General features: G+C 63.1%; 18 protein-coding genes. 10 read left to right on the forward strand and 8 right to left on the reverse strand.

Annotation, left to right across the window (positions count from 1 at the left end):
• Window positions 1-4: 4 nt before the first annotated feature.
• The 5 genes from HU719_RS05355 to HU719_RS05375 all read left to right on the forward strand — a co-directional run bounded on the left by HU719_RS05355 (window position 5) and on the right by HU719_RS05375 (window position 8705).
• Entirely contained in the window at window positions 5-4516 is a 4512-nt protein-coding gene (locus HU719_RS05355; protein ID WP_186534805.1) for an NEL-type E3 ubiquitin ligase domain-containing protein, read from the forward strand.
• A 292-nt stretch (window positions 4517-4808) separates the two neighbouring features.
• Window positions 4809-5576, forward strand: a complete 768-nt coding sequence (locus HU719_RS05360) for an SDR family NAD(P)-dependent oxidoreductase (RefSeq protein WP_186518229.1) — start codon at window positions 4809-4811, stop codon at window positions 5574-5576.
• 12 nt (window positions 5577-5588) lie between these two features.
• Window positions 5589-6782, forward strand: coding sequence for an acetyl-CoA C-acyltransferase (locus HU719_RS05365; RefSeq protein ID WP_186518230.1), 1194 nt, complete (start codon window positions 5589-5591; stop codon window positions 6780-6782).
• Window positions 6783-6790: 8 nt separating this feature from the next.
• Entirely contained in the window at window positions 6791-7918 is a 1128-nt protein-coding gene (locus HU719_RS05370; RefSeq protein WP_186518231.1) for an acyl-CoA dehydrogenase, read from the forward strand.
• A gap of 13 nt (window positions 7919-7931) precedes the next feature.
• Complete coding sequence (locus HU719_RS05375) at window positions 7932-8705, forward strand: enoyl-CoA hydratase (protein WP_186518232.1); 774 nt, start codon at window positions 7932-7934, stop codon at window positions 8703-8705.
• A 45-nt stretch (window positions 8706-8750) separates the two neighbouring features.
• Here HU719_RS05375 and HU719_RS05380 read toward each other — a convergent pair whose 3' ends face one another.
• On the reverse strand, window positions 8751-13256 hold the full coding sequence (locus tag HU719_RS05380) for a DUF6543 domain-containing protein (protein ID WP_186534806.1): 4506 nt from the start codon (window positions 13254-13256) through the stop codon (window positions 8751-8753).
• Between the two features lie 263 nt (window positions 13257-13519).
• Here HU719_RS05380 and HU719_RS05385 point away from each other — a divergent pair, with 263 nt between their 5' ends.
• The 4 genes from HU719_RS05385 to HU719_RS05400 all read left to right on the forward strand — a co-directional run bounded on the left by HU719_RS05385 (window position 13520) and on the right by HU719_RS05400 (window position 16850).
• Complete coding sequence (locus HU719_RS05385) at window positions 13520-13924, forward strand: TraR/DksA family transcriptional regulator (RefSeq protein WP_186518236.1); 405 nt, start codon at window positions 13520-13522, stop codon at window positions 13922-13924.
• Window positions 13925-14451: 527 nt separating this feature from the next.
• Window positions 14452-15678, forward strand: coding sequence for a methyl-accepting chemotaxis protein (locus HU719_RS05390; protein ID WP_437179654.1), 1227 nt, complete (start codon window positions 14452-14454; stop codon window positions 15676-15678).
• A gap of 495 nt (window positions 15679-16173) precedes the next feature.
• Entirely contained in the window at window positions 16174-16644 is a 471-nt protein-coding gene (locus HU719_RS05395) for a hypothetical protein (protein WP_186518240.1), read from the forward strand.
• Entirely contained in the window at window positions 16641-16850 is a 210-nt protein-coding gene (locus HU719_RS05400) for a hypothetical protein (RefSeq protein WP_186518242.1), read from the forward strand. Before HU719_RS05395 ends, HU719_RS05400 begins: the two co-directional genes overlap by 4 nt.
• 3 nt (window positions 16851-16853) lie before the next feature.
• Here the strand turns inward: HU719_RS05400 and HU719_RS05405 are convergent, their stop codons facing one another.
• The 7 genes from HU719_RS05405 to HU719_RS05435 all read right to left on the reverse strand — a co-directional run bounded on the left by HU719_RS05405 (window position 16854) and on the right by HU719_RS05435 (window position 24034).
• Window positions 16854-17219 carry a Na+/H+ antiporter subunit G gene (locus tag HU719_RS05405; protein WP_186518244.1) on the reverse strand — a complete coding sequence of 122 codons (366 nt, stop codon included), beginning with the start codon at window positions 17217-17219 and terminating at the stop codon, window positions 16854-16856.
• On the reverse strand, window positions 17216-17494 hold the full coding sequence (locus HU719_RS05410) for a K+/H+ antiporter subunit F (protein ID WP_186518245.1): 279 nt from the start codon (window positions 17492-17494) through the stop codon (window positions 17216-17218). The genes HU719_RS05405 and HU719_RS05410 overlap by 4 nt, the downstream gene beginning before the upstream one ends.
• Window positions 17491-17979: a Na+/H+ antiporter subunit E gene (locus HU719_RS05415; RefSeq protein WP_186518246.1), complete on the reverse strand. Its 489-nt coding sequence runs from the start codon at window positions 17977-17979 to the stop codon at window positions 17491-17493. The genes HU719_RS05410 and HU719_RS05415 overlap by 4 nt, the downstream gene beginning before the upstream one ends.
• The gene (locus HU719_RS05420; protein WP_186534808.1) at window positions 17976-19655 is read right to left on the reverse strand and encodes a monovalent cation/H+ antiporter subunit D; all 1680 of its coding nucleotides are present in this window, start codon (window positions 19653-19655) and stop codon (window positions 17976-17978) included. Before HU719_RS05420 ends, HU719_RS05415 begins: the two co-directional genes overlap by 4 nt.
• Window positions 19652-19996: a Na+/H+ antiporter subunit C gene (locus HU719_RS05425; protein WP_186518248.1), complete on the reverse strand. Its 345-nt coding sequence runs from the start codon at window positions 19994-19996 to the stop codon at window positions 19652-19654. Before HU719_RS05425 ends, HU719_RS05420 begins: the two co-directional genes overlap by 4 nt.
• Window positions 19996-22911, reverse strand: a complete 2916-nt coding sequence (locus HU719_RS05430; protein ID WP_186518249.1) for a monovalent cation/H+ antiporter subunit A — start codon at window positions 22909-22911, stop codon at window positions 19996-19998. Before HU719_RS05430 ends, HU719_RS05425 begins: the two co-directional genes overlap by 1 nt.
• Before the next feature lie 181 nt (window positions 22912-23092).
• Complete coding sequence (locus HU719_RS05435) at window positions 23093-24034, reverse strand: DMT family transporter (RefSeq protein ID WP_186534809.1); 942 nt, start codon at window positions 24032-24034, stop codon at window positions 23093-23095.
• Between the two features lie 85 nt (window positions 24035-24119).
• On the opposite strand from HU719_RS05435, the gene HU719_RS05440 reads away from it, so the two are divergent.
• A complete protein-coding gene (locus tag HU719_RS05440) occupies window positions 24120-24683 on the forward strand; it encodes a helix-turn-helix domain-containing protein (RefSeq protein WP_186534810.1) in 564 nt (187 codons plus the stop codon).
• Window positions 24684-24688 lie beyond the last annotated feature (5 nt).

Consider the following 24688-nt stretch of genomic DNA (forward strand, 5'->3'; position numbering starts at 1 on the left):
TGCCATGACCAACCCCGCGGAATCCGAAAAAATCACCCATGCCACTGATCAGTTTATTGCTGAAATTCTGCCTGACTGGCTCAAACGCGCGAGCGCTGCGCAAGTTCGGCTTTTGCGCGAACAGGCAGCGGCGCTGCGCGTCTCCCAGCAGCAAGTGCACGAAGCGCTCAAGCCGCTAAAACCCCTCGACGACTACGCAACTGCTGCGCTTGAGTCCGCGCTGGCATCCGAGCTTGGCATTGCTGTCGATCTGCGCACTGCCCAATGGCGCGATGAGCGGCGGCGGCTGAAGGTTTTTCAAGGCCAGGTGCAGGAATTCAGCGCTTACTTCGTACGCACCCCGGCGTTGCAGCACCTGATGCAGAATTTCAAGGAGAACGAATCCTTCTTCGAGGAAACCGCCTTGGTGCACCCGGCTGACCCGGTATCGGGTGAGATGGAACGGGTAGTGTCCAGTGCGAGCCAAAAAATCGCCGAAGTCTGCCGCAAGGTTGACGTCGGCGCCGGGTATCGCGCCCACCTGGACAGCGTCCTGGATGACGCATTCACAACCAGCCTGGCCGATGACAGGCGGCGGCAGCTGGGGTTCGACGTTGAGGTTGCTGCTATCAAGGGCCAGCACAGTGCTTTCGACCTGAGCATGTTGCGCACTGCCGCCGACGGCAAGGCCATAACCCACAGCCTCGGCCAGCAGGTGCTCTGCGGCCCCTTGCGATTGCTGGGGTGTGCGCTGGATGGTGCACTGGCGTTCAGCATCAGCGGCACTTGGTTGGGCGGTACTCGTGGCCCGGTTACTTCAATGCCGCAGCTCATGGGTGTTGTGCTGTATATGCCTGATGACCACGAACAGCCCCTGCGCCAATTTCGGGACTTTTCGGCTGCTAACCGACACCTGGCAGTCAAGATGGCGCAGCCCGCGTTCAGCGCCGCCGTGCTGAGACGGGTTGCGATAAAGGAACGCGCCGCCTTCATGACCACACTAGCAACGCGCCTGATGGACTCGGTGCCTGACATGCAAGCGAACGTGCAGGCAATTGACGGCGATCTATTTGTCGGTGTGGCGCGTGGCCATGTACAGCGTATCAAGGAGAATGCTGCCGAGTTAGCAGTACCGACTGCGCAAGCAGACCGTACCGCCACTACCGAACGGACGGAGGCTTTGGAGGCCGTGGGCCTGACATTGCTCAACCTGGCAGGTCTGTTCGTGCCGGTGGTGGGCGCTTTGCTGCTGGCTGATATGGTCCGCCAAACCCTGGTGCAGGTGTGTGAAGGCGTCGAGGACTGGGGCTTGGGGCATCAACACGAAGCGCTGGAGCACTTCCTGGGGGTAGCTGAAACCGTGGTGGTGACGGCCGCGGTAGCCGGCGGCGCGACGCTGGCGGCGCGTAGTTTCGCCCGAAGTGCATTTGTCGACGAATTGCAGCCGGTGCTCAACGCCCAGGGCCAGCAACGGTTTTATGCCAACACCTTGGTTCCCTATCGATCAGGTGTTCAGGTGGCCGATGCGCCGCTGTGTGACGACGGTCTGTTCGAAGATGGCGACCGGCGTTGGTGGGAGCATGAGGGCCATCGCTATCAGGTGCGCCCGGTTGCGCAGCGCAGCAGTTGGCAGTTAGTGCACCCAACGCGCGACGATGCCTTTGCCCCCGAGCTTGAGTCCAATGGCGAGCAGGCTTGGTGCTTGAGCCATGAACGGCCGCTGGAATGGCAGGGCGCCAGCCTGTTGCTTGGGCGCCTATGGCCTGCGTCGGCGGCACTTGAGGCGTCGCGAGTGGAGCAGATCCTGCGGGTGGCGGATGTGGATGAAGATGCCCTGCGTGGCTTGCTGGTCGAACGCCGACCGTTGCCGGTGGCGCTGCGTGATACGTTGCAGCGTTTTGCCATCGATGCCCGTATCAGCGCCCTGTTCGAGCAGCTTGGCACAGGCGTCGCTGCGGGCATCGACCGCGAACTGTTTGACTGGTGCATTGAACGTGAGGCACTGCTAGGCACGCCTTGGGCCGAGCAGGCTGAACACCTGCTGGAAAACGCGCCAGCCCTGGGCGAGGCGCTGCTCGAACACTTTGCCAGCAGCGCGGCCGGTGCAGACGACCTGCTGTGGCTGGTCAAACGTGATTTCCCAGGCCTGCCGGATGCCTATGCGCTGCACCTGCTGGACCGGGCAGACGCGGCGCAGCGCCTGCGCATGTCAAGCGAGTCACGTATTCCCCTGGCGTTGAGCCAGCAGGCGCGGCAATTGCTGCTGGAGGCCAAGCTGGTGCGCATACGCGAGAGCCTGTTCCTTGAGCACAGCTATCGCGACGAGACGGTGGAAGTGGTGTTCAGCCTCCTGCGGCGGCACGCCAACTGGCCCGCTTCAGTCAATCTCGAATTGCGTGACGACCCAATTGCCGGTCGCCTGTTGTCGCGGTATGACCCGGCGCCGCAAGCAGAGGCCACGCTCAACGTGATGGTGCGCCGCGAAGGGCGCTTTGCGCTTTATGGCAGCAATGGACAGGCGCTTGAGATGCAGCCCGCAGAGCCTTGCGGGCTGGCCGAGGTGCTGCTGGCGGTGCTCCCTGATAGCCGCCTGCAGGCGCTTGGCTGGGACGGGGCCGAGGGTGCTGCGCGGGTGCACGCCGACTTGCAGCGTTGGCTGCCAGCCACCCGCGCGGGGCTGCTCAACGATGCCGGGCTGCGTGAGGCGGGCGTGCAGCCCAGCCCCATGCAGCGCCTGCCTGACGGGCGCGTTGGCTATCAGATGAGCGGGCGCGGATCGGGGTTCGGGACCCTGCTGCGTTTGCGTGATCGTGTGCGTGCTCTATATCCCGGCTTCACTAACCAGGAAGTTGAGGGGTACGTGAACGCACTGATGACGCGGCCGCGTTCGGCGTTCGCCAACCTACTCATCCAGGAGCAACAATATCGACGCCTGGATGTCGCACTGCAAACCTGGGTCAGCGATAGTGCAGTGGTGAGTGTCGTCGTTGCACGCCGGCGTTGCGCCAATGAATTTCGACGTTGCTGGCGGATGATTGGCGAGCTGGACCCAAACGCACATGGCCCAGCACTAGGGATGCGTTTGACCTTGATCGGTTCGCATATTGGAAGTTTGCCGGAACTGCCCGCAGATTGTGACTTCAGCCACATCACCACGCTAACACTGGTGGGGCTCGGGCTCGACCGCATACCCGCAAGCTTTCCTCGGGCTTTTCGCCGTCTTCGGGCGCTGGACCTGAGCAACAACGCCCTGACTACCTGGCCTTCGATGTTCTTGCGTGCACCGCGCTTGCGGATATTGCGCATGGCTCGTAACCAGCTAAGCATCACGGCGACCAGTTCGGCGTTATTGAGCGAACTTAGCGGGGTGCATGAGCTTGATCTGAGCTACAACCCGCTCGGCGCGATCAGTCTGGAATTCGGGCGCCTGTCGCGGCTGCGCAGGTTGAACCTGCGTAGCACCGGCTTGCTGACCATGCCGTCTGGGCTTGAGTGGTGTGGTTTCCTGGAAACCGCCGACCTGCGCAACAACAGTATTTCGACCATGCCACAGATCTGGCTCAATGCCACACCGTCGTTACGCCAGAGCTTGCGTTTGTCAGGTAATCCTCTGCCACCGGCCATCACCGCTCAACTGCGAGCGCCAGCCGTGGACGAACTGGCAGTACCGAGTGACGTTCCCACGGTAGTAGAGGCGCGCAGCCTGTGGCTCAGTGGTCTGGACGAGGCCGACACCGAAATACGTGGGGCGTTGTGGGACGCCTTGCAGGCTGAGCCTGGCAGCGAGCACTTCATGCAGATGATGGCTGAGCTCACCTGCACCAGCGACTACCGGCAAGCTCAAACGGCCCTGGCCGAACGGGTCTGGGGCCTTATGGCGCAAGCGCGCGGCGACACTGCACTGCGCGAGGAGTTGTTCAGCCTGGCCGCCAACCCGCGCACGTGTGTGGACAGCGTGCTGTCGTGCTATAGCGTGCTGGAGGTGCGTGGGCTGGTCGCCAAAGCGCTGCACGACGCGTCGGTCGAGCAGGCCCAGGCGGCGCGTTTGAGTTTGGCGCGGCGTTTGTTTCGCCTGGACCGTGTCGAGCGCATCGCCACGGAGGCCATGGCATCGGCTCGTGCACTAGGGCGTGAGGTAGATGAAATCGAGGTCAGCCTGGCCTACCGCACCGGGCTTGCCGACGAACTGGACCTGCCGGGGCAGCCCCGCACCATGCAGTTCGGCGCCATCGCCGGGGTCACCCGCGCGCAGCTGGATGCAGCAGCTGCAACGGTGCGCAGCGAGGAGGCCGGTAAAGGTCTGGCGGAGTACATCAGCCAGCGCGATTTCTGGGTGCAGTACCTGGAGGCGCAGCATACCGAGGCTTTCACAGCGGCGGAGCAAGCGTCTTGGGACGGCCTGGAAAAGCTCGATGACGAGCGTGAAAAACTGGACGACAAGCAGTACGTCACACGCGCCAACCAGTTGGCGGCGGACCGCAACAAAGCCCGTCAGGACCTGATCCTGCGCCTGACCCGCGAAGCACTCACGGCGTAGAAATCTACACAGTTTCTCTGACCCAGGCATTCCTCTTGTAGCGCGCGGGCTTTGTGCCACTAACACGCTATCTGCCAGTGTTGCGCGCAAGTTGCGCAGTTACCTCTGCCCTCAAGGCCAAGCCTGACCAGTCTTGAGCCAGGCCGGCCAAACCGATCATGGCAATTGATCGGTTTGGCCATTGCCCGGCCGCCCTGGCCGCGTGAACATCGAAGCATGCCTGGCATCCAGCCAGATCGCCCGACCGTAAGCTGCGCAGCCTGGTGTGCGCGGCATCAATGGGAGCTTCGACATGCTTATCGCTCAGCACAATTTCATCGTCAGTGGCGCCGCCTCAGGGCTGGGTGCTGCGACTGCCCAGATGCTCATCGAGGCCGGTGCCCGGGTCATGCTGGTTGACCTCAATGCGGCGGCTGTACAGGCCAAGGCCGAAGAATTGGGCCGCAACGCCCGTTTTGCCGTGGCCGACATCAGTGATGAACAGGCTGCCCAAGCGGCGGTGGATGCCACCCTCGAAGCGTTCGGCAGCCTGCACGGGCTGGTCAATTGCGCCGGTATCGTCGGCGCCGAGAAAGTGCTGGGCAAGCATGGCCCGCACGCACTCGGCAGCTTTGCCAAGGTCATCAACGTCAACTTGATTGGCAGCTTCAACTTGCTGCGCCTGGCCGCTGCGGCCATGGCCGAAGGCCCGGCCAATGAAGGTGGCGAGCGCGGGGTGATCATCAACACCGCCTCGGTCGCCGCCTACGACGGCCAGATCGGCCAGGCCGCCTATGCCGCTTCCAAAGGTGCCATCGCCAGCCTGACGCTGCCCGCAGCCCGCGAGCTGGCGCGCTTCGGCATCCGTGTGATGACCATCGCCCCAGGTATTTTCGAAACCCCGATGATGGCCGGCATGACCGAAGAAGTACGCGCTTCACTGTGCGCCGGTGTGCCGTTCCCGCCGCGCCTCGGCCGCCCGCAGGAATACGCAGCCCTGGCCCGCCATATCATCGAGAACAGCATGCTCAACGGCGAGGTGATCCGCCTTGACGGCGCGCTGCGCATGGCAGCCAAGTAAAGGAGCGAACACATGACATTGGCCAATGACCCCATCGTAATCGTCAGCGCCGTGCGCACGCCCATGGGCGGGCTGCAGGGCGACCTCAGCAGCCTCACTGCGCCGCAACTGGGCAGCGCGGCGATCCGCGCCGCCGTCGAGCGCGCCGGCATCGATGCCGCCAGCGTCGACCAAGTGTTGTTTGGTTGCGTGCTGCCCGCAGGCCTGGGCCAGGCACCGGCGCGCCAGGCGGCGCTGGGCGCAGGGCTTGGCAAGCACACCCCGTGCACCACGTTGAACAAGATGTGCGGCTCTGGCATGCAGGCGGCCATCATCGCCCATGACCAGTTGCTGGCCGGCAGCGCCGAGGTGATCGTCGCCGGTGGCATGGAGAGCATGAGCAACGCTCCGTATCTGCTGGACAAGGCCCGCGGCGGCTACCGCATGGGCCATGGCAAGGTCATTGACCATATGTTCATGGATGGCTTGGAAGATGCCTATGACAAAGGCCGCCTGATGGGCACCTTTGCCGAGGACTGCGCGCAGAATGGCGGCTTTAGCCGTGAAGCCCAGGACGCCTTCGCCATCGCCTCGCTGACCCGTGCCCAGCAGGCCATCAGCAGTGGCCGTTTTGCGGCCGAGATCGCCCCGGTGCAAGTGACCGAAGGCAAGCAGCAGCGCCTGATCGAGCACGACGAGCAGCCGCCCAAGGCGCGGCTGGACAAGATCGCCCAGTTGCGACCGGCGTTCCGCGAGGGCGGCACGGTCACGGCAGCCAACTCCAGTTCCATTTCCGACGGCGCCGCTGCCTTGGTGCTGATGCGCCGCTCGCAGGCGGAACAACGGGGCTTGAAGCCGCTGGCGCTGATCCATGGCCATGCGGCATTTGCCGACACGCCTGCGTTGTTTCCCACAGCCCCCATCGGTGCCATCGAAAAACTGCTGCAACGCACCGGCTGGGCGCTTGGCGATGTCGACCTGTTCGAGATCAACGAGGCGTTTGCTGTGGTTACCCTGGCGGCCATGCAGCAGCTCGACCTGCCCCACGACAAGGTCAACATCCATGGCGGTGCGTGCGCTCTGGGCCACCCGATTGGCGCCTCGGGCGCGCGGATTCTGGTGACGCTGCTGTCGGCCTTGCGCCAGAACAACCTGCGCCGTGGCGTGGCGGCCATCTGCATTGGCGGCGGCGAGGCCACGGCCATGGCCGTTGAATGCCTGTACTGAGGTGAAGCATGCTGGTAACTGACGAACAACAACAGATCGCCGACGCTGTGCGCGGGTTTGCCCAGGAGCGCCTGAAGCCCTTTGCCGAGCAATGGGACAAAGAGCACCGCTTTCCCAAGGAGGCCATCGCAGAAATGGCCGAGATGGGCCTGTTTGGCATGTTGGTGCCGGAGCAGTGGGGCGGCAGCGACACCGGCTACGTGGCTTATGCCATGGCCCTTGAAGAAATCGCCGCCGGCGATGGCGCCTGCTCGACCATCATGAGCGTGCACAACTCGGTGGGTTGCGTGCCGATCCTGCGCTTTGGCACGGACGCGCAGAAACAGCAGTTTCTAACGCCGCTGGCCACCGGCAGCATGCTCGGTGCCTTCGCCCTGACCGAACCCCAGGCCGGTTCCGACGCCAGCGGCCTCAAAGCGCGTGCCCGGCTCGATGGCGACCATTACGTGCTCACTGGCAGCAAGCAGTTCATCACCTCCGGGCAGACCGCCGGGGTGGTGATCGTGTTTGCCGTCACTGACCCCGAGGCTGGCAAGCGCGGTATCAGCGCCTTCATCGTGCCCACCGATAGCCCTGGTTACCAAGTGGCGCGTGTTGAAGACAAACTGGGCCAGCATGCTTCCGATACCTGCCAGATCGTCTTTGACAACGTCCGTGTGCCGCTGGCCAATCGCCTGGGTGACGAAGGCCAAGGCTACAAGATTGCCCTGGCCAACCTTGAGGGCGGGCGTATTGGCATCGCTGCCCAGTCGGTGGGCATGGCCCGCGCGGCGTTCGAGGTGGCGCGCGACTACGCCAAAGAGCGCCAGAGCTTCGGCAAACCCCTGGTGGAGCACCAGGCAGTGGCCTTCCGCCTGGCCGATATGGCTACGCGCATTGCCGTTGCCCGGCAGATGGTGCTGCACGCCGCGGCCTTGCGCGATGCCGGGCGCCCGGCGCTGGTGGAGGCGTCGATGGCCAAGCTGTTTGCCTCGGAAATGGCCGAAAAGGTCTGTTCGGATGCCTTGCAGACGCTCGGCGGATATGGCTATCTGAGCGACTTCCCGCTCGAACGCATCTACCGCGACGTGCGGGTGTGCCAGATCTACGAAGGCACCAGTGACATTCAGCGCATGGTCATTGCGCGCAACCTTTGAAGGAGCAACCCGCATGGCATTCGAAACCATCCTGCTGGACATCCACGGCAAGGTCGGCCTGATCACCCTCAACCGCCCGCAGGCGCTGAACGCGCTGAACGCGCAGATCGTCGCCGAGATCAACCAGGCGCTCGACCAGCTCGAGCGTGATGCCAATATTGGTTGCGTGGTGTTGACCGGTTCCGCCAAAGCCTTTGCCGCTGGCGCGGACATCAAGGAAATGGCCGAGCTGCAATACCCGCAAATCTACGTCGACGACCTGTTCAGCGACGCCGACCGCATCGCCAACCGGCGCAAGCCGATCATCGCCGCAGTGTCGGGCTTTGCCCTGGGCGGTGGCTGTGAACTGGCCATGATGTGCGACTTCATCCTGGCCGCCGACAACGCCAAGTTCGGCCAGCCTGAGATCAACCTGGGCGTGCTGCCGGGCATGGGTGGCACCCAGCGCCTGACCCGCGCGGTGGGCAAGGCCAAGGCCATGGAGCTGTGTTTGAGTGGCCGCCTGATGGGCGCTGAAGAAGCCGAGCGCGCAGGCCTTGTAGCCCGCGTCGTACCGCAGGCAGAGCTGCTTGAAGAGGCGCTGAAAGTCGCCGCCAGCATCGCTGCCAAGTCGGTGCCGGTGAGCATGATGGTCAAGGAGAGCGTCAACCGCGCCTTCGAAGTCACCCTCAGCGAGGGCGTGCGTTTCGAGCGCCGTGTGTTCCACGCAGCCTTCGCCACCGAAGACCAGAAAGAAGGCATGGCCGCGTTCATTGCCAAACGCGAGGCGCAGTTCAAGGACCGCTAAAGGGGAGGGCCGGGCGCGGCATGGTCACGCCCGGCGTGATGGCCTTCAGAGGTTGAAGAACACTTTCTGTGCGGCAGCGTGGGTGATGCCGTAGTAATACACTTCTGGGCCCTTTATCAGCCGTTGTTCGGCCGTTTTGAGGTGCCCTTCGGTGAAGCCTTCTCGCGCGGTATTCTGCGCCGGGTAGTGGAAGTGCGCATACCACAGCACCTGGCCGTTGTGGCTGATGCTGTACTCGTCGATGAAGTCAGCCGGGCGTCCGGCAACCTTGGTCAGGAGCACCCGCATGCGATCTGGCTGGATCTGCACTTGTTTGTGCTCGAGCAGAAACTGCACCTCACCCATGCGCGGCGCTTGCTTGAGCGCAGCCTCTATGCGCAGTTCAGTGGCTTGGGTCTGCAATGTTGCGGACAATTCGCGCAAGCTGCGCGCCACCCCTTCCGCGTCGAGCCCCTGGGCGGCTTCATCGGTTTCATTATCGGCGGTCAGGCGCGCCTCGATGGCATTTGCCCTGGCCCCAAGCAAATCGCGGTGGTGCTGCAGCGACTCTTCAAGCTCCACCGGCAGGTAGCGGGTAATGTTCTTGCGCAGTTTGCCAAGCTCGGCATTGGCATTGGCAAGCAGGGTGGTGCTGCCTTTGAGCAGATGCTTGAGGGATGCCTGCGGGGCAGCCGGCTGCGCTGGCTTTGCCGTCTGCACCTCGACCCAACTGCCGTGCTTGAGGTGGTAGGTGCGTGAGGCGCTCTTGTTATCGGGGCCTGGAACGTCAACCGTATTGGCATCGTCTGCGCGTGGTTCGGCCAGTAGCAGCCCGTGGTCACTGGTTTCGATCAGCCCCGGTACCTTGCTTCGCAGTTGCGTGAGTGTGCAAGTTGGTGGGTAGTCCGGTAGCTCGGCCAAGTCATGTTCGGTCTGGCCGCTCAGCCATTCGACTTCCGTTTTCATCTGCAACAGGGTCGCCTGGGCGGCCTCTGCCGGCAGCAGCGATGCAAGTACCGCCAATTGCCGCTCGCCGGCCTTGAATTGCTCCCTGATGCTGCGCAGCAGCCGCGCACTGACTTCCTCGTCGGCATCGGTGAGCTTGTACAGCCGGGCGCGCTGGGCGATGGCCATCTCTATGCTGCCCCAGAATCGTTTGCGCCATGGCACCGCCTCGTCGCTTATGCCATGGACCAGGGTGACGCGGTTGAGCATGCCCTCAAGGCGCAGGAAGCGCAGCACCAGCTCCTTGGTCGGGCTGGCGGGCGTGGTCGCAGATAGTTCATGCCAGCGCTTGATGTCAGCTTGCTGGGTACTGGCCAGCTTGCCCAGCTCGTCGCGGATCTGCTGCAAGACGGTGTTGTTGGCAAGCATGTCGTCGAGCAGGGGGGCGATGTTGTCCAGGCGCTCTTTGACGATGCGGACATCGCTTGCGGTGAGTTCTACCCCGCGCTGTTGTTGGCGGCCAATCTCTAACAGTTGCTCGCGTTGCGGGCGATAGCGCTCGTGAAGGATCTTGTGCAACGTGCGTTGGCAATAGCCGTCCTGGTACAGGGCGTACGCGTGCACCTGCTTGAAGTCTTTGACGGGCTGCAGTTGGTTGCGCTGCTTGAGGTGTTCCAGATGCGTATTCCAGAACACCGAAATCGCCTGCATCTTGGTTTGCAGGCGCTGCAAGGTGGCATCATCGCTGCTGGCACCGACCAGATTATCTATGGTCTGCATTTCCTTGTGTTTGGCATCCATGAGCTCTTTTTCGGCTTTTAGTTGCCCGTTGACCGTCTCCATGGCAGCGTTTTTGTCCAGCGCCAACTTGCGCAGTCTGCTGGACAGTGGTTGCCCCCCGCGCAGGCGCAGATGCAGGTCCAATTGCCAGCGGCCAGCCTCATCCATGCGCAGCCAAGGCCCCAGGCTCTTGTCTGGGCCCATGATACGCGCCTTGTCCTGAGTACGGTCCAGCGCGACCTCGAATACCTTGCCATCGAGCAGTGTGTACGCGCTGGCCCCATACAGGTAAAGGCCGCGCAGGTTGCCCACTTCAATAGGCGAGCTGAGCACCTCGGCTTTGACGCTGGCCTGAAGCGCATCCAGTGCGGCGCGGTGCACGGCGCCAAGTTGTTGGCCGGCACTGGTCCAGCTGAAGTCCAGGTGGGTCATGCTGTCAGTGGTGCTCACTGTCAGCGCGGGCACGGGCTCATTGGGGGTAGCGGGGAGCGCGGGTTCGACTTCAGGCTCGATCACCTCGCCGTGTTCCAGCTGCAGGCGGAACATCGAGTGAGTAAACAGCAGCATGGCGATGTTCAGCAGCAGGTTGATCATCGTCAGCCGGTGTTGCAGCGGGTCGCTTTCGGCATCTGTGTTGACGTACTCGGCCAGTGCCACTTCCATCTGAGCAAGCCAGGCCACTTTGCCAAGGGTGCTGCCCGCCAGTGGCAACAAACTGTTAAACAGCAGCCAGCCGAGGGTTTTCCAGCTGTCCCAGCGGGCTTGCGCAGTGCTGGTGGCGTGTTCGGAAAACCGCGCGATGGCTTCATTTACGCAGGCCAGATACAGGCCTTTGGCCGGCGCCAGTAACGCATCGTTGACCGCTATGCGGGCCGGGGCAGGTGTGCCGAAGGGGATTGCGCTGGTGTCATCCAGCGGCACGAACAGGTGCGGTTCCTGGAAGCCCCCATGGTTATAGAAACGCCGGTCTTCGGCTGGCAAACGTTCCAGAATGTCCGCCTGCAAGTCGCCTGGCGTGCTGATGGCGACGAACAGCGCCAGGCGATCACGGAAGGACAGCAGCGAGTCCTCATGCAGTGGTCTGTACAGCAGGACCGGGCCGGCCCCCGGATGCTGCGCCTCGATCAACCAGGTATTGCGCGGGTGGTCGATGTCAGCGCCAGGGGCCTTGATGAAGCCAAGCGCGCGCATCACCCAGCGTTGCCCGGCATCAGCGGTGAACAGCTCGCTGATGCGGCGTGCGGCGTCGCCATCGTCGAGCTTGCCGCGCATATGCAACTCCATGGCCAGGGCAGGCAACTGCGACTGCAGTTGCTCGGCCAGCAACCGCTCGCGGACGGCGCGTTCGTCTTTAGCGTCGAGCAGCTTCGCCCGCAGCATGGCTGGGTAGCGGGTGGCGGCATCGAGCTCGCTGACCAGGCGCCTTATGTAGGTTTCGTTCAGCCAATCAGGCAGCGGTGTGTCGGTGGTCGAGCGCAGTTCTACCCGGCCAGGTTTGAGTAGCCCGATGTTGGCGATTGCAAGCTGGGCGAGGGAATAGGTAACGGGCTCGACCGCCCCAGACACCACGGCCCCTTCGGCACCTGGCAGCGCCGCAGCGGTGACCACGTAGTTGACCACTTCAACGGTTTCCGGCGCAGGTGTGCTGCTCTGGTGGTCAACGCTGAAACGCGCGGCCAGTTGCCGGTTGACGAAAGCCTCGGCGGTGTCGACGTCGTCCAGCCAAAAGCGCCCGTCGCTGTCGTGATAGCCCTGGGCGACGTCAATGAGCAGGTTGCTGTAGCGCAGCAGCGACTGGCTCGACGCATTGCGTAGCCATTCTGGCAATTGCCGGGACAGTGGTTCGCGGCGGCTTGCCTCATTTTTGTCGCATTGCTCGATCATCGAGCTGAGGCGATCCAGGTCCAGGCCCAGGGCAACGGCCTGGGCGCGGCTGCGGTACGAAGCGCTGATCTGTTCGATAAGGTGCAGCTGCTGGTCCAGTACGCCGCCGGCCATGGTTTCGAACACGTCCTCTGCCAGGGGCTCGATGTTGACCTGGCGCGGGCTGGCGACGGCATCCTCAGGCCAGCTGCGGCTGAGCGCAGCGAGCATCGCCTCGCGCGAGGTGAAGCTGAGCAGCCGGCCGGTGAGGGTGAACACCAAGACTACCTGGGGCGATGGGCCTTCTTCGCTACGCTCGATCAGCAGGGCGCTTGTGAGGTCGACGTCCAGTTCGCCGTCGGCAGAAAAATCGATGCTCAGCCGCGCTACGCTCAAGCCCTGGGTGTTAGGCCATGTGCTGCGTTCGGCGGCGCTGGGGTAGTCATGGACCATTTTCGCTGCGGCCTGGGCTGCGCTCGGCAGGTGCGTGCTGGCGCGAATGCTGGTGTCCAGTTGCCCGCGCAGAAAGGTTGCGTACCACTGCCACGGTGTTTCGCCGCTTGCGTTGAATTCACTCCAGAACGCGGTCAAGTTCTCGCGATAGGCCTCAAGCAGCACCGGCGCGGTTTCGTTGATCAGCACCTCCAATGCATGCAGGTCGATGTCCACTTGCGCAGCCTGGTCGGGCTGAGGGGTGGCAGTGACGAAGTCGGCTTGGGCGGTAAGGTTCAAGGTTTCACCTTGGCAATACCGCTCGACCAGCACCTCGGCCAGCGGGCGAACCCACAGGTCACCGTCCACTGTGGGGGTGGCAAGGTAAAGCGTGCGCAGGTTGTGCGAGCTGCCGCGTTGGCGTCTCTGCCATTGCTCCATCAGCAGGTTTGCGGCGGTATCGAGCAGCACAGGGCGTTGGTTGAAGCGTTTGGCGACCTGGCAATCGAGGGCGCTGAGTTGGGCCAGGCGTTGGTGCAGGTTATCGTTCATGGGCTCTATCCATTGCGGGTAAAGCGCCATCAGATGCCGGTTCTGCCTGCCCTTGGTGCTAGCCGGTTAACGCCGACCGGGGGGTGAAATAGGCGGTATTCGGTCAGAAGCGCTGTCATTTATGTTGCCCCATGTCGCCCGGCACCTTAGACTGCCGCCCCCTGTAAAAGAGTGCCGATTGGCGCTTGAAAAATTCCGCGGTCGGTGATGCGTCGCCGATGGCACCCGAAACGCCCAATGCACATTTTTTCATAGAGAAATCGATGACCAAGGAACAGTTGCTGGCCATGTCGGCCGATGACTACATGAATGCCGAACAGTTGGCGTTCTTCACCGCGCTGTTGCAGGCGATGAAAGTCGAAACCCATGAGCGCATCGAGCTGAGCCGCAGCACCATCGAGAGCCTGGACACTCCGTCCGACCCGGCGGACGTGGCTTCGGTCGAAGAGGAGCGGCACTGGCTGGTGAACGCCATCGAGCGCGATCAACGCCTGCTGCCGCAGCTGGAAATGGCCCTCGGCCGTATCGGCGACGAAAGCTTTGGCTGGTGTGATGACAGCGGTGAGCCTATCGGCCTGCAGCGTCTGCTGATCAGCCCGACCACCAAGTACTGCATCGAAGCGCAGGAACGCCACGAACAGCTCGACCGCCATCAGCGCCAAATCTGACCGGTCCGCTGTACACGAGGCCCCATGGAGCGATCCCTGGGGCCTTTGTGTTTTCTTGCCTTGCATCAAGCGTGACCGCCTTACATCCAAGGAAGTATGGATAGTGGCGTTGTAGTGGCGTTTAATGGCGTCACAATAACGACATGCGGATGGATCACCCGATGATGCGAGAAGGAACTCTGCCGGCTGCCGAGCTGCCGCGCCCGGCGTCTGCACGTAACCTTGCCGTTTTGCAGGGCGTTGCGATGTGCGCACTGTTGTGCGCCAGTGCCTTTGTCGAAGGGGCGCTCTACCTTGCCATACCCGTGGCACTATTGGTGCTGTGGCTGCCGCGAGTGCGCCAGGCCTCACCCACTGTCGCCCAGCCGGCGCCATCGGCCCACGATGAACTGATCCGCCAGCTGGCCCGAGGCACCAGCCACAATGCCCTGTCGGCAGCCTCGGTGGCCCATGCCGTGCAGCAACTGGCGGCGCGGGTTGAGTCGCAGTTGGGCGCCGCACAAGAAATTGTCGGCAGTGCCGAAGTCATGATCGTTACCGAGCAGGCCAGCGCCAGGCTCAGCCAGCAGGCGCTGGAAGCTGCGCGGTCGGCCCACGGCAGCAGCGTGACCGGCAGCGCGGTGCTGGCTGAGTCGATCCAGCGCATGCGCGACCTCAGCGTGCGCGCAAGCTCCAGCCGCGAACTGATCGAAGCGCTGCATCAGCGCAGTGAAGACATTGCCCGAGTGACCTTGGTCATTCAATCCATTGCCAGCCAGACCAACCTGCTGGCATTGAACGCGGCCATCGAAGCGGCCCGTGCCGGCGACCATGGCCGCGGCTTCGCCGTGGTGGCCGATGAGGTGCGTGGGCTGGCCGGGCGCACTGCCAGCGCCACCGAGGAGGTCGGGCAAATGGTGGCAGACATCCAGGCGCGCACCGCGCAGGTCGTTGCGCAGATACGCGAGTTGGCTGACGATTTGGGCAGTGGCGTTGTGCAGGTGGAAGAAACCGGCGCGCAGCTGGCGCAGATCGCAGGGCTGGCGGCCAGTGTCGAGGGCCAGGTGAGCGAAATTGCCGATGGCACCGAGAATAACCGTACCCAGCTCGATACCCTGTTCCAGGCGGTGGCCCAGGTGCGCAGCGACCTGCAAGTCAGCGATCAGCAGACTCGGCGCCTGGCCAAGGCCGCGGTGCAAATGGAAGGGCAGGTCGAAAGCCTCAGCGAGCGCCTGGCCGAGGTGGGGCTCGATGCCTATCACCAGCGCGTGTTCGAGCTGGCCCAGGCGGGCGCGCGGCAGATTGCCGAGCGTTTCGAGGCTGATGTCGAACAGGGCAGGGTAACGCTGGAAGACCTGTTCGACCGCCAGTACCGGCCTATCCAGGGTATGCAGCCGCCACGCTTTACCACCTGCTTCGATCATTACACCGACACGGTACTGCCGTCGATTCAGGAGCCGCTGCTGAGCCAGCATGACGGCCTGGTCTACGCCATCGCTTGCACCCAGCAGGGCTATGTGCCCACCCATAACAGCGCGTTCAATCAGCCGCTGACGGGCGATACGGTGCATGACACGGCGCATAACCGCAGCAAGCGCATCTTCGATGACCGTACCGGGGTTCGCTGCGGCAGCCACCAACAACGGGTGCTACTGCAAACCTACACCCGCGACACCGGTGAGCTGATGCACGACCTGTCGGTGCCGATCATGGTCAAGGGCCGCCACTGGGGTGGCTTGCGCCTGGGCTATCGGCCCGAGTCCGGGCTTGGCTAAGCCCTCATCGCTCAAGATGACGGGCCAGCTCGCAGGCGTCCTGATGGCGCCTGCGAAAGCCGAGCACCCTGCCGGTGTCGCTGTCGGCGACGTGAAAAAACGCGATGCCGGCCGGAATAACGATGAATCGAGGCCTGGCAGCACATGAAATGTGTCGTGGCTCTCGACGGATTTCACTGTTTTCGTGCATATTTGCTCCCCTGTAATACGTATATGTAGATCGCGGCCCGTCATGCCAACAGCGCTGACGCAGTCTGCCGCATCTCTGCTGGCCGATTTTCCGTCAGATATGACGTATCCCTGATACCGAATCACGCCCAAGAGTACCCCGCGCAACAAGGCGATGGACTGGAGAACAATTTCCGGTTGCCGTGCCGACTGCGTTGGTTGGAGTCTTTGTCGCGTGGTTCCCGGGTCTTTGACTTGAAGTGATGGTCACCTCCGCGCAGCAGGCGCAGGGGAGTGGCCGCATGCTATTGATGTGAGGAGTTTTCATTGGCAGTCAGTACTCTTGATACCCATGCGTTGTTCGCCCTGGGCGATTTGCGCGCCAAGCTGGTAAAGCTGTTTCAAGGTCGTTTCGTCTACGTCACCGAGCAAAGCCCTGACGGGCTGTACATGGCCGAAATCGACACCGAAGAGGCGCTGGTGGTCGATGACAAGCCACGCCTTGAGCTGAAGGTTGGCGACCACTTCCGAGCCGCGGTGCTGCCCAGCCGTGAAGGCGGCAAGCTGGAACTGCGTTATCGCGATATCAAGTTCAATGTGTATGGGCAGGGCGACTACGCGTTCGTTTCGGTGCCCGAGGGCGATGGCATCGTGTTCCGCGAGGGCCACGGTGTGATGTTGGTGTTCGCAGCGCACCAGCAAGTGCCAGAGGGCCTGGGCAAGTTGCTCAAGGCCGTAACCGGCAAAGTCGCCAAATGGCGCAAAGGCGAGCTGACGACCTTCAAGGCCAGCGAGTGAGCGAGCCGCTACCTCGGGGTTCGCGGGCGGACCTGCATCGTCAGTACCAGGCCCAGGCTGTGCAGCAGGCCGAGCGCCTGCTGGCGCGCCGCGATGAGCTGCAAGGCGACTGGCTGGCGTGGGTAGCGGGGCAGATCTATCAGCTGAGCCCGCCGCCGTTTGCGGCCATGGTGCGCCGTGAACTGCAGCGCCTGAGCCAGGGGTGAACGTCAGTTACCGCGGTCATTGCCGCTACTGACTTCGTCCGGCACCGCTTCCCCGGAGGTGCGCTTGCGAAACAGCGCAGCCCGTGCCAGCAGCAGGGTGGTCACCGGCACCGTGATCGACAGCAGGATCGGGATCAGCCAAGCGTGCAAGACAGGGCTTTGCTTGAGCGCCGAAAAATACAGGATCGACGCCAGTGCCACGCACCACGCACCGATGGTGGAAGCCAGGGCTGGCGGGTGCATGCGCTGGAAGTAATCTTTCAGCCGTACCAGGCCAAGCGCGCCGATCAGCGCGAACAGGCTGCCAATCAGCAACAGGGCTGCTACCGAGAACTCAAGCCAAAACGGCAGTTGAACTGCTCCGTTCATTCGATTACCTCGCCGCGCAGCAGGAATTTGGCCAAGGCGAACGACCCGACGAAGCCGAACAGTGCAATGAGCAGCGCCCCCTCGAAGTAGGTGTCACTGGCATAGCGTATGCCTAGCACCAGCATCATCAGCATGGCCAGGATGTACAGGTAGTCCAGTGCCAGCACTCGGTCCTGGGCCGACGGGCCGCGAAACAGCCGGATCAGTGCCAGGGCCATGGCCGTGGCAAAGATGAACAGGCTGGCAAGAATGGCGTTGGCAAGCAGGCCGCTCATTCGAAGATCTCCATCAGCGGGCGTTCGTAGGTGTGCTTGAAATGCTCGATGAAGGCCGCTTCGTCTTCCAGGTCGAACACGTGCAGCAACAGCACGCTACGGTCCAGGGCAAGCTCTGACCAGACCGTACCGGGCACCACCGTGGTGATCATCGACAGCGCTGCCAGGCCGTGTGCGTCGCGCATCGCCAGCGGAATATGGACGAATGCCGAGCGGGGCGGGCGGCTGCCTGCGCGCAGTACGCCCCGGGCCACCAGTAGGTTGGACACGATGACATCCAGCCCAACCCTGGCGATCAGCCGCGTAACAACCAGCGGGCGCCGTATATGGGCGTGCTGCGGCCGTAGCGGCGCCATCAGGATCGGCGCAAGCACGCCCAGTGCGGCGCCCAGCAGCAGGTTGCCAGGGCTGACGGACAGGTTGAGCAGCAGCCACAGAACAAACAGAGCCACCGACAGCAGCGGCGCGGGGAACAAGCGGTTCATGGCTGCACCTCGCTCTTGGCGGTGGTGGGCCCAGGCAGCGGCCGTGTGGCCATCACCGCGTTGATATAGTCCTCAGGCGCCTGCAAGCCGGCGGCGGTGTCCTGGGTGTAGCGCAGCAGCGGTTCGGCCTTGAGGCTGAGGAAGATACACAAGCCGAGCAACACCGCGACCGGCAGGCATTCATAGGCACGCAGTAGCGGCGACGGGCGCTCCTCGGGCTTCCAGAAGCGCTGGATGCCCACGCGGCCAAAGGCAATCAGCGACGCCATGCCCGACAGCACCAGCATGCTCACCAGGGCCCAGCCGGCAGCCCCGAGAGGCTGCTCGCGCGGTACGCCCAGGCCCAATGGATTGAACAGTGCGCTGATCAGGTTGAGCTTGCCGATGAACCCCGACAGCGGCGGCATGCCGATGATCAGCAGGGCGCAGGCGATAAAGCTCAGGCCGAGAAATGCCATGGTCCACGGGATGATCTGGCCAATTACTGCCTTTTGCTCATCGTCCAGGTTGATGCCCTTCGGCGGGTGCAGTGATTCGAGAAGAGGCGGCATCGCGCCTTCTTCATCTTCAAGGGGCGCTTCATTGGCTGAGCGCGAGCGCTCGATCAACTCGGCCAGCAAAAACAGTGCGCACAGTGCCAGGGTGGAGCTTGCCAAGTAGAACAGCGCGGCCCCGGTCAGAACCGACTGGCCGAACCCGATGGCAGCTAGCAACGTGCCAGCCGATACCAGGATGCTCAGCGCTGCCATGCGCTCCAGGCGCTGCGCGGCAAGGATCGACACCGCCGCCACCGCAAGCGTTGCCAGCCCGCCATAGACCAGCCAGTCGCCGCCAAAATGCGCAGACGCCCCTGCCTGGCCGGAGAACAGCAGGCTCCACAGGCGCAGCACGGCATATAGCCCAACCTTGGTCATGATCGCAAACAACGCGGCCACCGGTGCGCAGGCCGATGAATAGGCCGGAACCAGCCAGAAGTTCAGCGGCCAGATACCGGCCTTGGCCAGAAACGCCATGGCCAGAATCGCAGCGCCGGCATGCAGCAAGCCACGGTCGCCTTCAGGTACCAGCGGTATTTTCAGGGCCAGGTCGGCCATGTTCAGGGTGCCGGTAACCCCGTAGAGCATGGCCGCGCCCACCAGAAACAGCGAGGAGGCAAACAGGTTGACGGCGATGTAATGCAGGCCTGCCCTTACCCGCGCCCGCCCCGAGCCGTGTAACAGCAGGCCGTAGGAGGCCGCCAGCAACACTTCGAAAAACACGAACAGATTGAACAGGTCGGCGGTGAGGAAGGCGCCGTACAAGCCCATCAGTTGGATCTGGAACAGCGCGTGGAAGCTGGCGCCAGCGCCGTCCCAGCGGGCTCGGGCGAACAGCATGGCGCAACTGCCGACGATGCCAGTGAGCACCAGCATCAGCGCGCTGAGGTGGTCGACCACCAGCACGATGCCGAACGGCGCTGGCCAGTTGCCGGGCAGGTACACGCCAATGGACTCGGCTTGCCCCTGGCTACGCACCCATAACAGCAACGATACAGCGATGCCAAGGCCGGCAAAGGTGGACAGCAGGTTGAGCCGTGCCTTCAGCCAGCGGTGTTTCTCGCCAATCAGCAGCATCAGTGCCGCAGTGATCAAGGGCAGCAGGATGGGGGCGATGATCAGTTGGCTCATGCCGTTCATTCATCACGCTCCCGGCCGTCAACGTGGTCAGTACCGGTCAGCCCGCGCGAGGCCAGCATCACCACCAGGAACAACGCGGTCATGGCAAAGCTGATGACGATTGCGGTGAGCACCAGTGCCTGTGGCAGCGGGTCGGTGTAGTGCAGCAGGTCCTGGGTTACGCCGTCCTTGATGATCGGCTCCTTGCCGATGAACAGGCTACCCATGCTGAAGATGAACAGGTTGACCCCGTACGACAGCAGGCACAGGCCCATGATCACCTGGTAGGTCCGTGGGCGCAGGATCAACCACACCCCGGAGGCGGCCAGTACGCCGATGGCGACTGCGATGACTTCTTCCATCAGGCGGCTCCTGCTTGGCTGGGCTTGGCAGGATTGCCAGGACGATAAGCGCGCACCGACTGGTGCGCCAGTGCGGTCAGGATAAGCAGCGTCGAGCCGACCACCACTGTGTAAACGCCAATGTCGAAGAACAGCGCGCTGGCCACGTGCAGATCGCCCAGCAGCGGCAGGTTCAAATGGGCGGTGTGGGTGGTCAGGAACGGGTAGCCAAGCAGGATGGCGCCGGCACCGGTGAGGGTGGCGCAGAGCAGCCCGGTACCCATCCAGCGTAGCGGGCGCAGGCTCATCTGCGCCTCGACCCATTGGGTGCCAGCGACCATGTATTGCAGGATGAACGCCACCGACATCACCAAGCCTGCGACAAAGCCGCCGCCTGGCTGGTTGTGGCCGCGCATGAACAGGTACATCGACACCAGCAGGGCAATCGGCAGCAGCAGGCGCACCAGCGCTGCTGGCACCATCATGAAGCCTAGCGCCGTGTCGGTGGCATGGCGTGGGTTGACCAGGTCAGTGACCACATCTGGCGCCAGCTGGCGTTGCTGGGCGGGCAACTGCATGCTTTCTTTCGGGGGGCGGAAGCGGCGCAACAGGGCGAAGACGGTCAGCGCCACGGCAACCAGTACGGTGATTTCACCCAGGGTGTCGAAGCCGCGGAAGTCGACCAGCATCACATTGACGACATTGGTGCCGCCACCTTCAGGCAGCGAGCGGCTGAGGTAGAACGACGAAATGACGTTTGGCGTCGGGCGCGTCAGCATGGCGTAAGACAGCAGGGCCATGCCGCCGCCGACCAGCACCGCCAGCACCAGGTCGCGCAGCCGGCGCAGGCGTGCGCGGTCCTGGCTGCCTGGCAGTGGTGAAACCCCCTCGAGCCGCCGTGGCAGCCACCGCAGGCCAAGCAGGATGAGCACTGTTGTGACCACCTCGACCGCCAACTGGGTCAGCGCAAGGTCAGGGGCGGAGAACCAGACGAAAGTGATGCAGGTCATCAGGCCGCACACGCTGACCATGATCAGCGCGGCCAGGCGGTGATACTTGGCTTGATAGGCGGCGCTGATGGCGCAGGCAATGGCGATCAGCCATAGCGCGACGAACACGCCGGACCCCGGAATCTTGGGGCGATCGCCCCAGCTCAGGCCGCTGTACAGCAGAGGGGTGAGGCCTGCCAGGAACGCCGCCAGCACCAGCATGAACAGCTGCATCTGCAGGCGCCGTGAGGTCAGCCGGTCCTCGATGTGCCGGGCCAGCAGCATCAGGCGCACCAGGCCATGCTCGAACAAGCGCTTGCCGTTGAAGCGCTCGATCAATGGCGGGTAGGGGAAGCGGCCCAGGCGCAGTTGCTTGCGCAGTAGCAGATAAAGCACCACGCCGCCGCACATGGCCACCAGGCTCATGATCAACGGCGCATTCCAGCCGTGCCAGATAGCCAGGCTGTACTCGGGGAGCGTGCCGCCGACTACCGGCAATGCCGCCGCCGCCAGCAATGGCCCGACTGATTGCGCCGGGAAAATACCCACCACCAGGCAAGTCAGCACCAGCAGCTCGACCGGTGCGCGCATCCAGCGTGGCGGTTCGTGGGGGATGTGCGGCAAGTCTTTCGCGGGGGGGCCGAAGAACACATCGACGGTGAAACGTAGCGCGTAGGCAACGCTGAAAGTCCCCGCCAGTGTGGCGATTACTGGCAGCGCTGCTTCGACCCAGGCAGTGGAACTGATGAATACGGTCTCGGCAAAGAACATTTCCTTGGAGAGGAAACCGTTCATCAAAGGCACGCCTGCCATTGAGGCACTGGCGACCATGGCTAATGTGGCAGTGAACGGAATCAACCGGAACAACCCGCTCAGGCGGCGTATGTCGCGGGTGCCGCTCTCGTGGTCGATGATGCCTGCGGCCATGAACAGCGAGGCCTTGAACGTGGCGTGGTTGAGGATGTGAAACACGGCGGCGACGGCGGCCAGGGGGCTGTTCAGGCCCAGCAGCAGTGTGATCAGGCCCAGATGGCTGATGGTGGAATACGCCAGCAAGCCTTTGAGGTCGTTCTGAAACATGGCGGCGAAGGCGCCAAGCAGCAACGTGGCGGCGCCAGCACCGCCAACGATCCAGAACCATTCCTCGCTACCCGAGAGCACCGGCCACAGCCTCGCCAGCAGAAATACGCCGGCTTTGACCATCGTCGCCGAGTGCAGGTAAGCCGACACCGGCGTGGGCGCAGCCATGGCGTGAGGTAGCCAGAAGTGGAACGGAAACTGCGCGCTCTTGCTCAGCGCGCCGATCAGGATCAGTGGCAGCAGCACCGGGTACAGCGCGTGCTGGCGAACGGTGTCGCCAGCTGCGAGCACCTTGTCCAGGTCATAGCTGCCGACCACATGGCCAAGCAGCAGGGCGCCGACCAGCAGGCACAGACCGCCCGCCCCGGTGACCATTAGCGCCATATAGGCGCCGCGGCGCGCATCGGCGCGGTGGTGCCAGTAACCGATCAGCAGAAACGAGAACAGGCTGGTGAGTTCCCAGAAGAACACCAACTGAATGAGGTTGCCAGAGATCACCACACCCAACATGGCGCCCATGAACGCCAGGAAGAACGCGAAGAACCGCGGCACTGGGTCTTGCGGCGACATGTAGTAGCGGGCGTACAGCGACACCAAGGTGCCGATGCCCAGCACCAGCAAACTGAACAGCCACGCGAAGCCGTCCATGCGCAGCACCAGATTCATGCCCAGGCTCGGCAACCAGAGGATTTCTTCGCGGATAACGCCGCCATCGGCAATTTGCGGATACAGCAACGCGACCTGGACAGTGCCGACCAAGGCCACGAGCCCGGCAAGAATGGACTCGGCGTTACGTGCGTTGTGCGGCAGGACGGCCGCCAGGCAGCTGCCTACGAAGGGCAGAAGCAATAGCACAATCAATGACATAGCGGTTTGATCTGGAAGGTTTGCCAAGGATCATACGTGCCGGGGGAGGTATCACCAACACGCAAGCGGTTGCGAAATCCTACAAATATGCTGTGACAAGCTGTTTTTTTATAACAGTTTTTTACAAAGCACGGTGAAGGAATGCACGACCGGCGCCAGGCTTGGCGTATCGATCGCAGGACTACCCAGCCTCGCGCTGACGCGCTTGCTCGTCCTCTGCGGTGCCCGGGTTACCCTGCCGGCGCACCTTCAGTTCACTGACCACTACCGCCAGCACGATCAACAACGCGCCGAACAAGGCGACGCCGGGCAGGCGCTCGCCGGCGATACGACCGACTACCCCGGCCCAGACAGGCTCGCCTGCGTAGATCAACGTCGCGCGGGTAGGGGAGACGGATCGCTGTGCCCAGTTCATCGCTACCTGGATCACCGCGCTCATCGCCCCCAGGCCAAGAGCGCTGGCCAGCAGCAGCCAGGAGAAATCGGGCAAGCGCTCCTGGGTCGGCACGATCATCAGAAACGCCAGCGCCGACGCTGTCGCCAGTTGCACCACGGTCACCCGGCGTACATCCACTTTGCCGGCATAGCGGCTGATCAGGATGATTTCGGCGGCAATTGCCACGGCGCTGACCAGCGTGACCACTTCGCCTTCGCTGAAATGCAAGGTGCCGCCTTCAGGGCCGGCCAGTAGCATCAGGCCGACGAACGCCAGGCAGATACCCAGGCTTGGCATCAGCCCTGGTCGGCGCCCCAACACCAGCCATTGCAGCAGTGGCACGAAGGGCACATAGAGTGCGGTAATGAACGCCGACTGGCTACTGTTGATGGTTTGCAGGCCCATGGTCTGCAGGCCATAGCCCAGCATGATAGTGACGCCGATGAGCATCCCGGCCTTGAGTTCGGTAAGCGTCAGGCCTGGCAAGGCGCGAGTGGACAATGCGCCGACAAACAGGGCGGCCGCGGCAAAGCGCAAACCGACGAAAAACATCGGCCCGCTCACGGTCATGACATTGTGCACGATCAGGAAAGTGCCGCCCCAGAGCATGGTGATGAACACCAGCACCAGTTCGGCCTTGCTCAGGCGAAAGGTGACGGTGGGTTTGCCCGGGATGGTCTGGCTCATGCGCTTGCGTGCTCGGCTGGGGCGGCGCACAATTCGCCGCAAAGTGGGCAGTATACTGCGCAAACTCCAGCCTGTGAGCAATATAGTGCACAAAGACTCCGCGCACCGCGCCTCGGTGCTGCAACACGTCAGCCAGAACGTACGCCGCCTGCGTGGTGATGCCGGGCTGAGCCAGACGGCGCTGGCCGAGCGCTCCGGGGTCAGTCGGCGCATGCTGGTGGCCATCGAGGCCGGCGAGAACAACGTGAGCCTTACCACCTTGGACCTGATCGCCGACGCCCTCGATGTGGCCTTCAGCACCTTGATTCAGGCGCCTGATCAGCGTGACCTCAGCCGCATCGACGAACTGGCCTGGGCCGGAGAGCAGCCTGGCAGCCGCGCGATGTTGCTTGGGCGCAGTCCGGCGCGGCGTGAAGTCGAGCTGTGGGAGTGGACCTTGGCCCCTGGCGAGTACTACCTCAGCGAAGCCGATGCGGCAGGTTGGAGCGAACAGATCTACGTCAGCGAGGGGCAATTGACCTTGCTGATCGAGGGCACTGAACACCATCTGCAGAGCGGCCAGTTTCACGTGTTTGCCAGCGACTGCCGCTACGCCTATCGCAATGATGGCCAGACGCCCGTGCGGTTTGTACGCAACGTGGTGATCTGAGCCTG

The organism is Pseudomonas farsensis (assembly GCF_014268805.2).
GTDB lineage: Bacteria > Pseudomonadota > Gammaproteobacteria > Pseudomonadales > Pseudomonadaceae > Aquipseudomonas > Aquipseudomonas farsensis.

Coding starts and splice junctions, on each gene's coding strand:
- HU719_RS05355 (WP_186534805.1), top strand. CDS start 5: ATGACCAACCCCGCGGAATCCGAAAAAATCACCCATGCCACTGATCAG.
- HU719_RS05360 (WP_186518229.1), top strand. CDS start 4,809: ATGCTTATCGCTCAGCACAATTTCATCGTCAGTGGCGCCGCCTCAGGG.
- HU719_RS05365 (WP_186518230.1), top strand. CDS start 5,589: ATGACATTGGCCAATGACCCCATCGTAATCGTCAGCGCCGTGCGCACG.
- HU719_RS05370 (WP_186518231.1), top strand. CDS start 6,791: ATGCTGGTAACTGACGAACAACAACAGATCGCCGACGCTGTGCGCGGG.
- HU719_RS05375 (WP_186518232.1), top strand. CDS start 7,932: ATGGCATTCGAAACCATCCTGCTGGACATCCACGGCAAGGTCGGCCTG.
- HU719_RS05380 (WP_186534806.1), bottom strand. CDS start 13,256: ATGAACGATAACCTGCACCAACGCCTGGCCCAACTCAGCGCCCTCGAT.
- HU719_RS05385 (WP_186518236.1), top strand. CDS start 13,520: ATGACCAAGGAACAGTTGCTGGCCATGTCGGCCGATGACTACATGAAT.
- HU719_RS05390 (WP_437179654.1), top strand. CDS start 14,452: ATGATCGTTACCGAGCAGGCCAGCGCCAGGCTCAGCCAGCAGGCGCTG.
- HU719_RS05405 (WP_186518244.1), bottom strand. CDS start 17,219: ATGAACGGAGCAGTTCAACTGCCGTTTTGGCTTGAGTTCTCGGTAGCA.
- HU719_RS05410 (WP_186518245.1), bottom strand. CDS start 17,494: ATGAGCGGCCTGCTTGCCAACGCCATTCTTGCCAGCCTGTTCATCTTT.
- HU719_RS05415 (WP_186518246.1), bottom strand. CDS start 17,979: ATGAACCGCTTGTTCCCCGCGCCGCTGCTGTCGGTGGCTCTGTTTGTT.
- HU719_RS05420 (WP_186534808.1), bottom strand. CDS start 19,655: ATGAACGGCATGAGCCAACTGATCATCGCCCCCATCCTGCTGCCCTTG.
- HU719_RS05425 (WP_186518248.1), bottom strand. CDS start 19,996: ATGGAAGAAGTCATCGCAGTCGCCATCGGCGTACTGGCCGCCTCCGGG.
- HU719_RS05430 (WP_186518249.1), bottom strand. CDS start 22,911: ATGTCATTGATTGTGCTATTGCTTCTGCCCTTCGTAGGCAGCTGCCTG.
- HU719_RS05435 (WP_186534809.1), bottom strand. CDS start 24,034: ATGAGCCAGACCATCCCGGGCAAACCCACCGTCACCTTTCGCCTGAGC.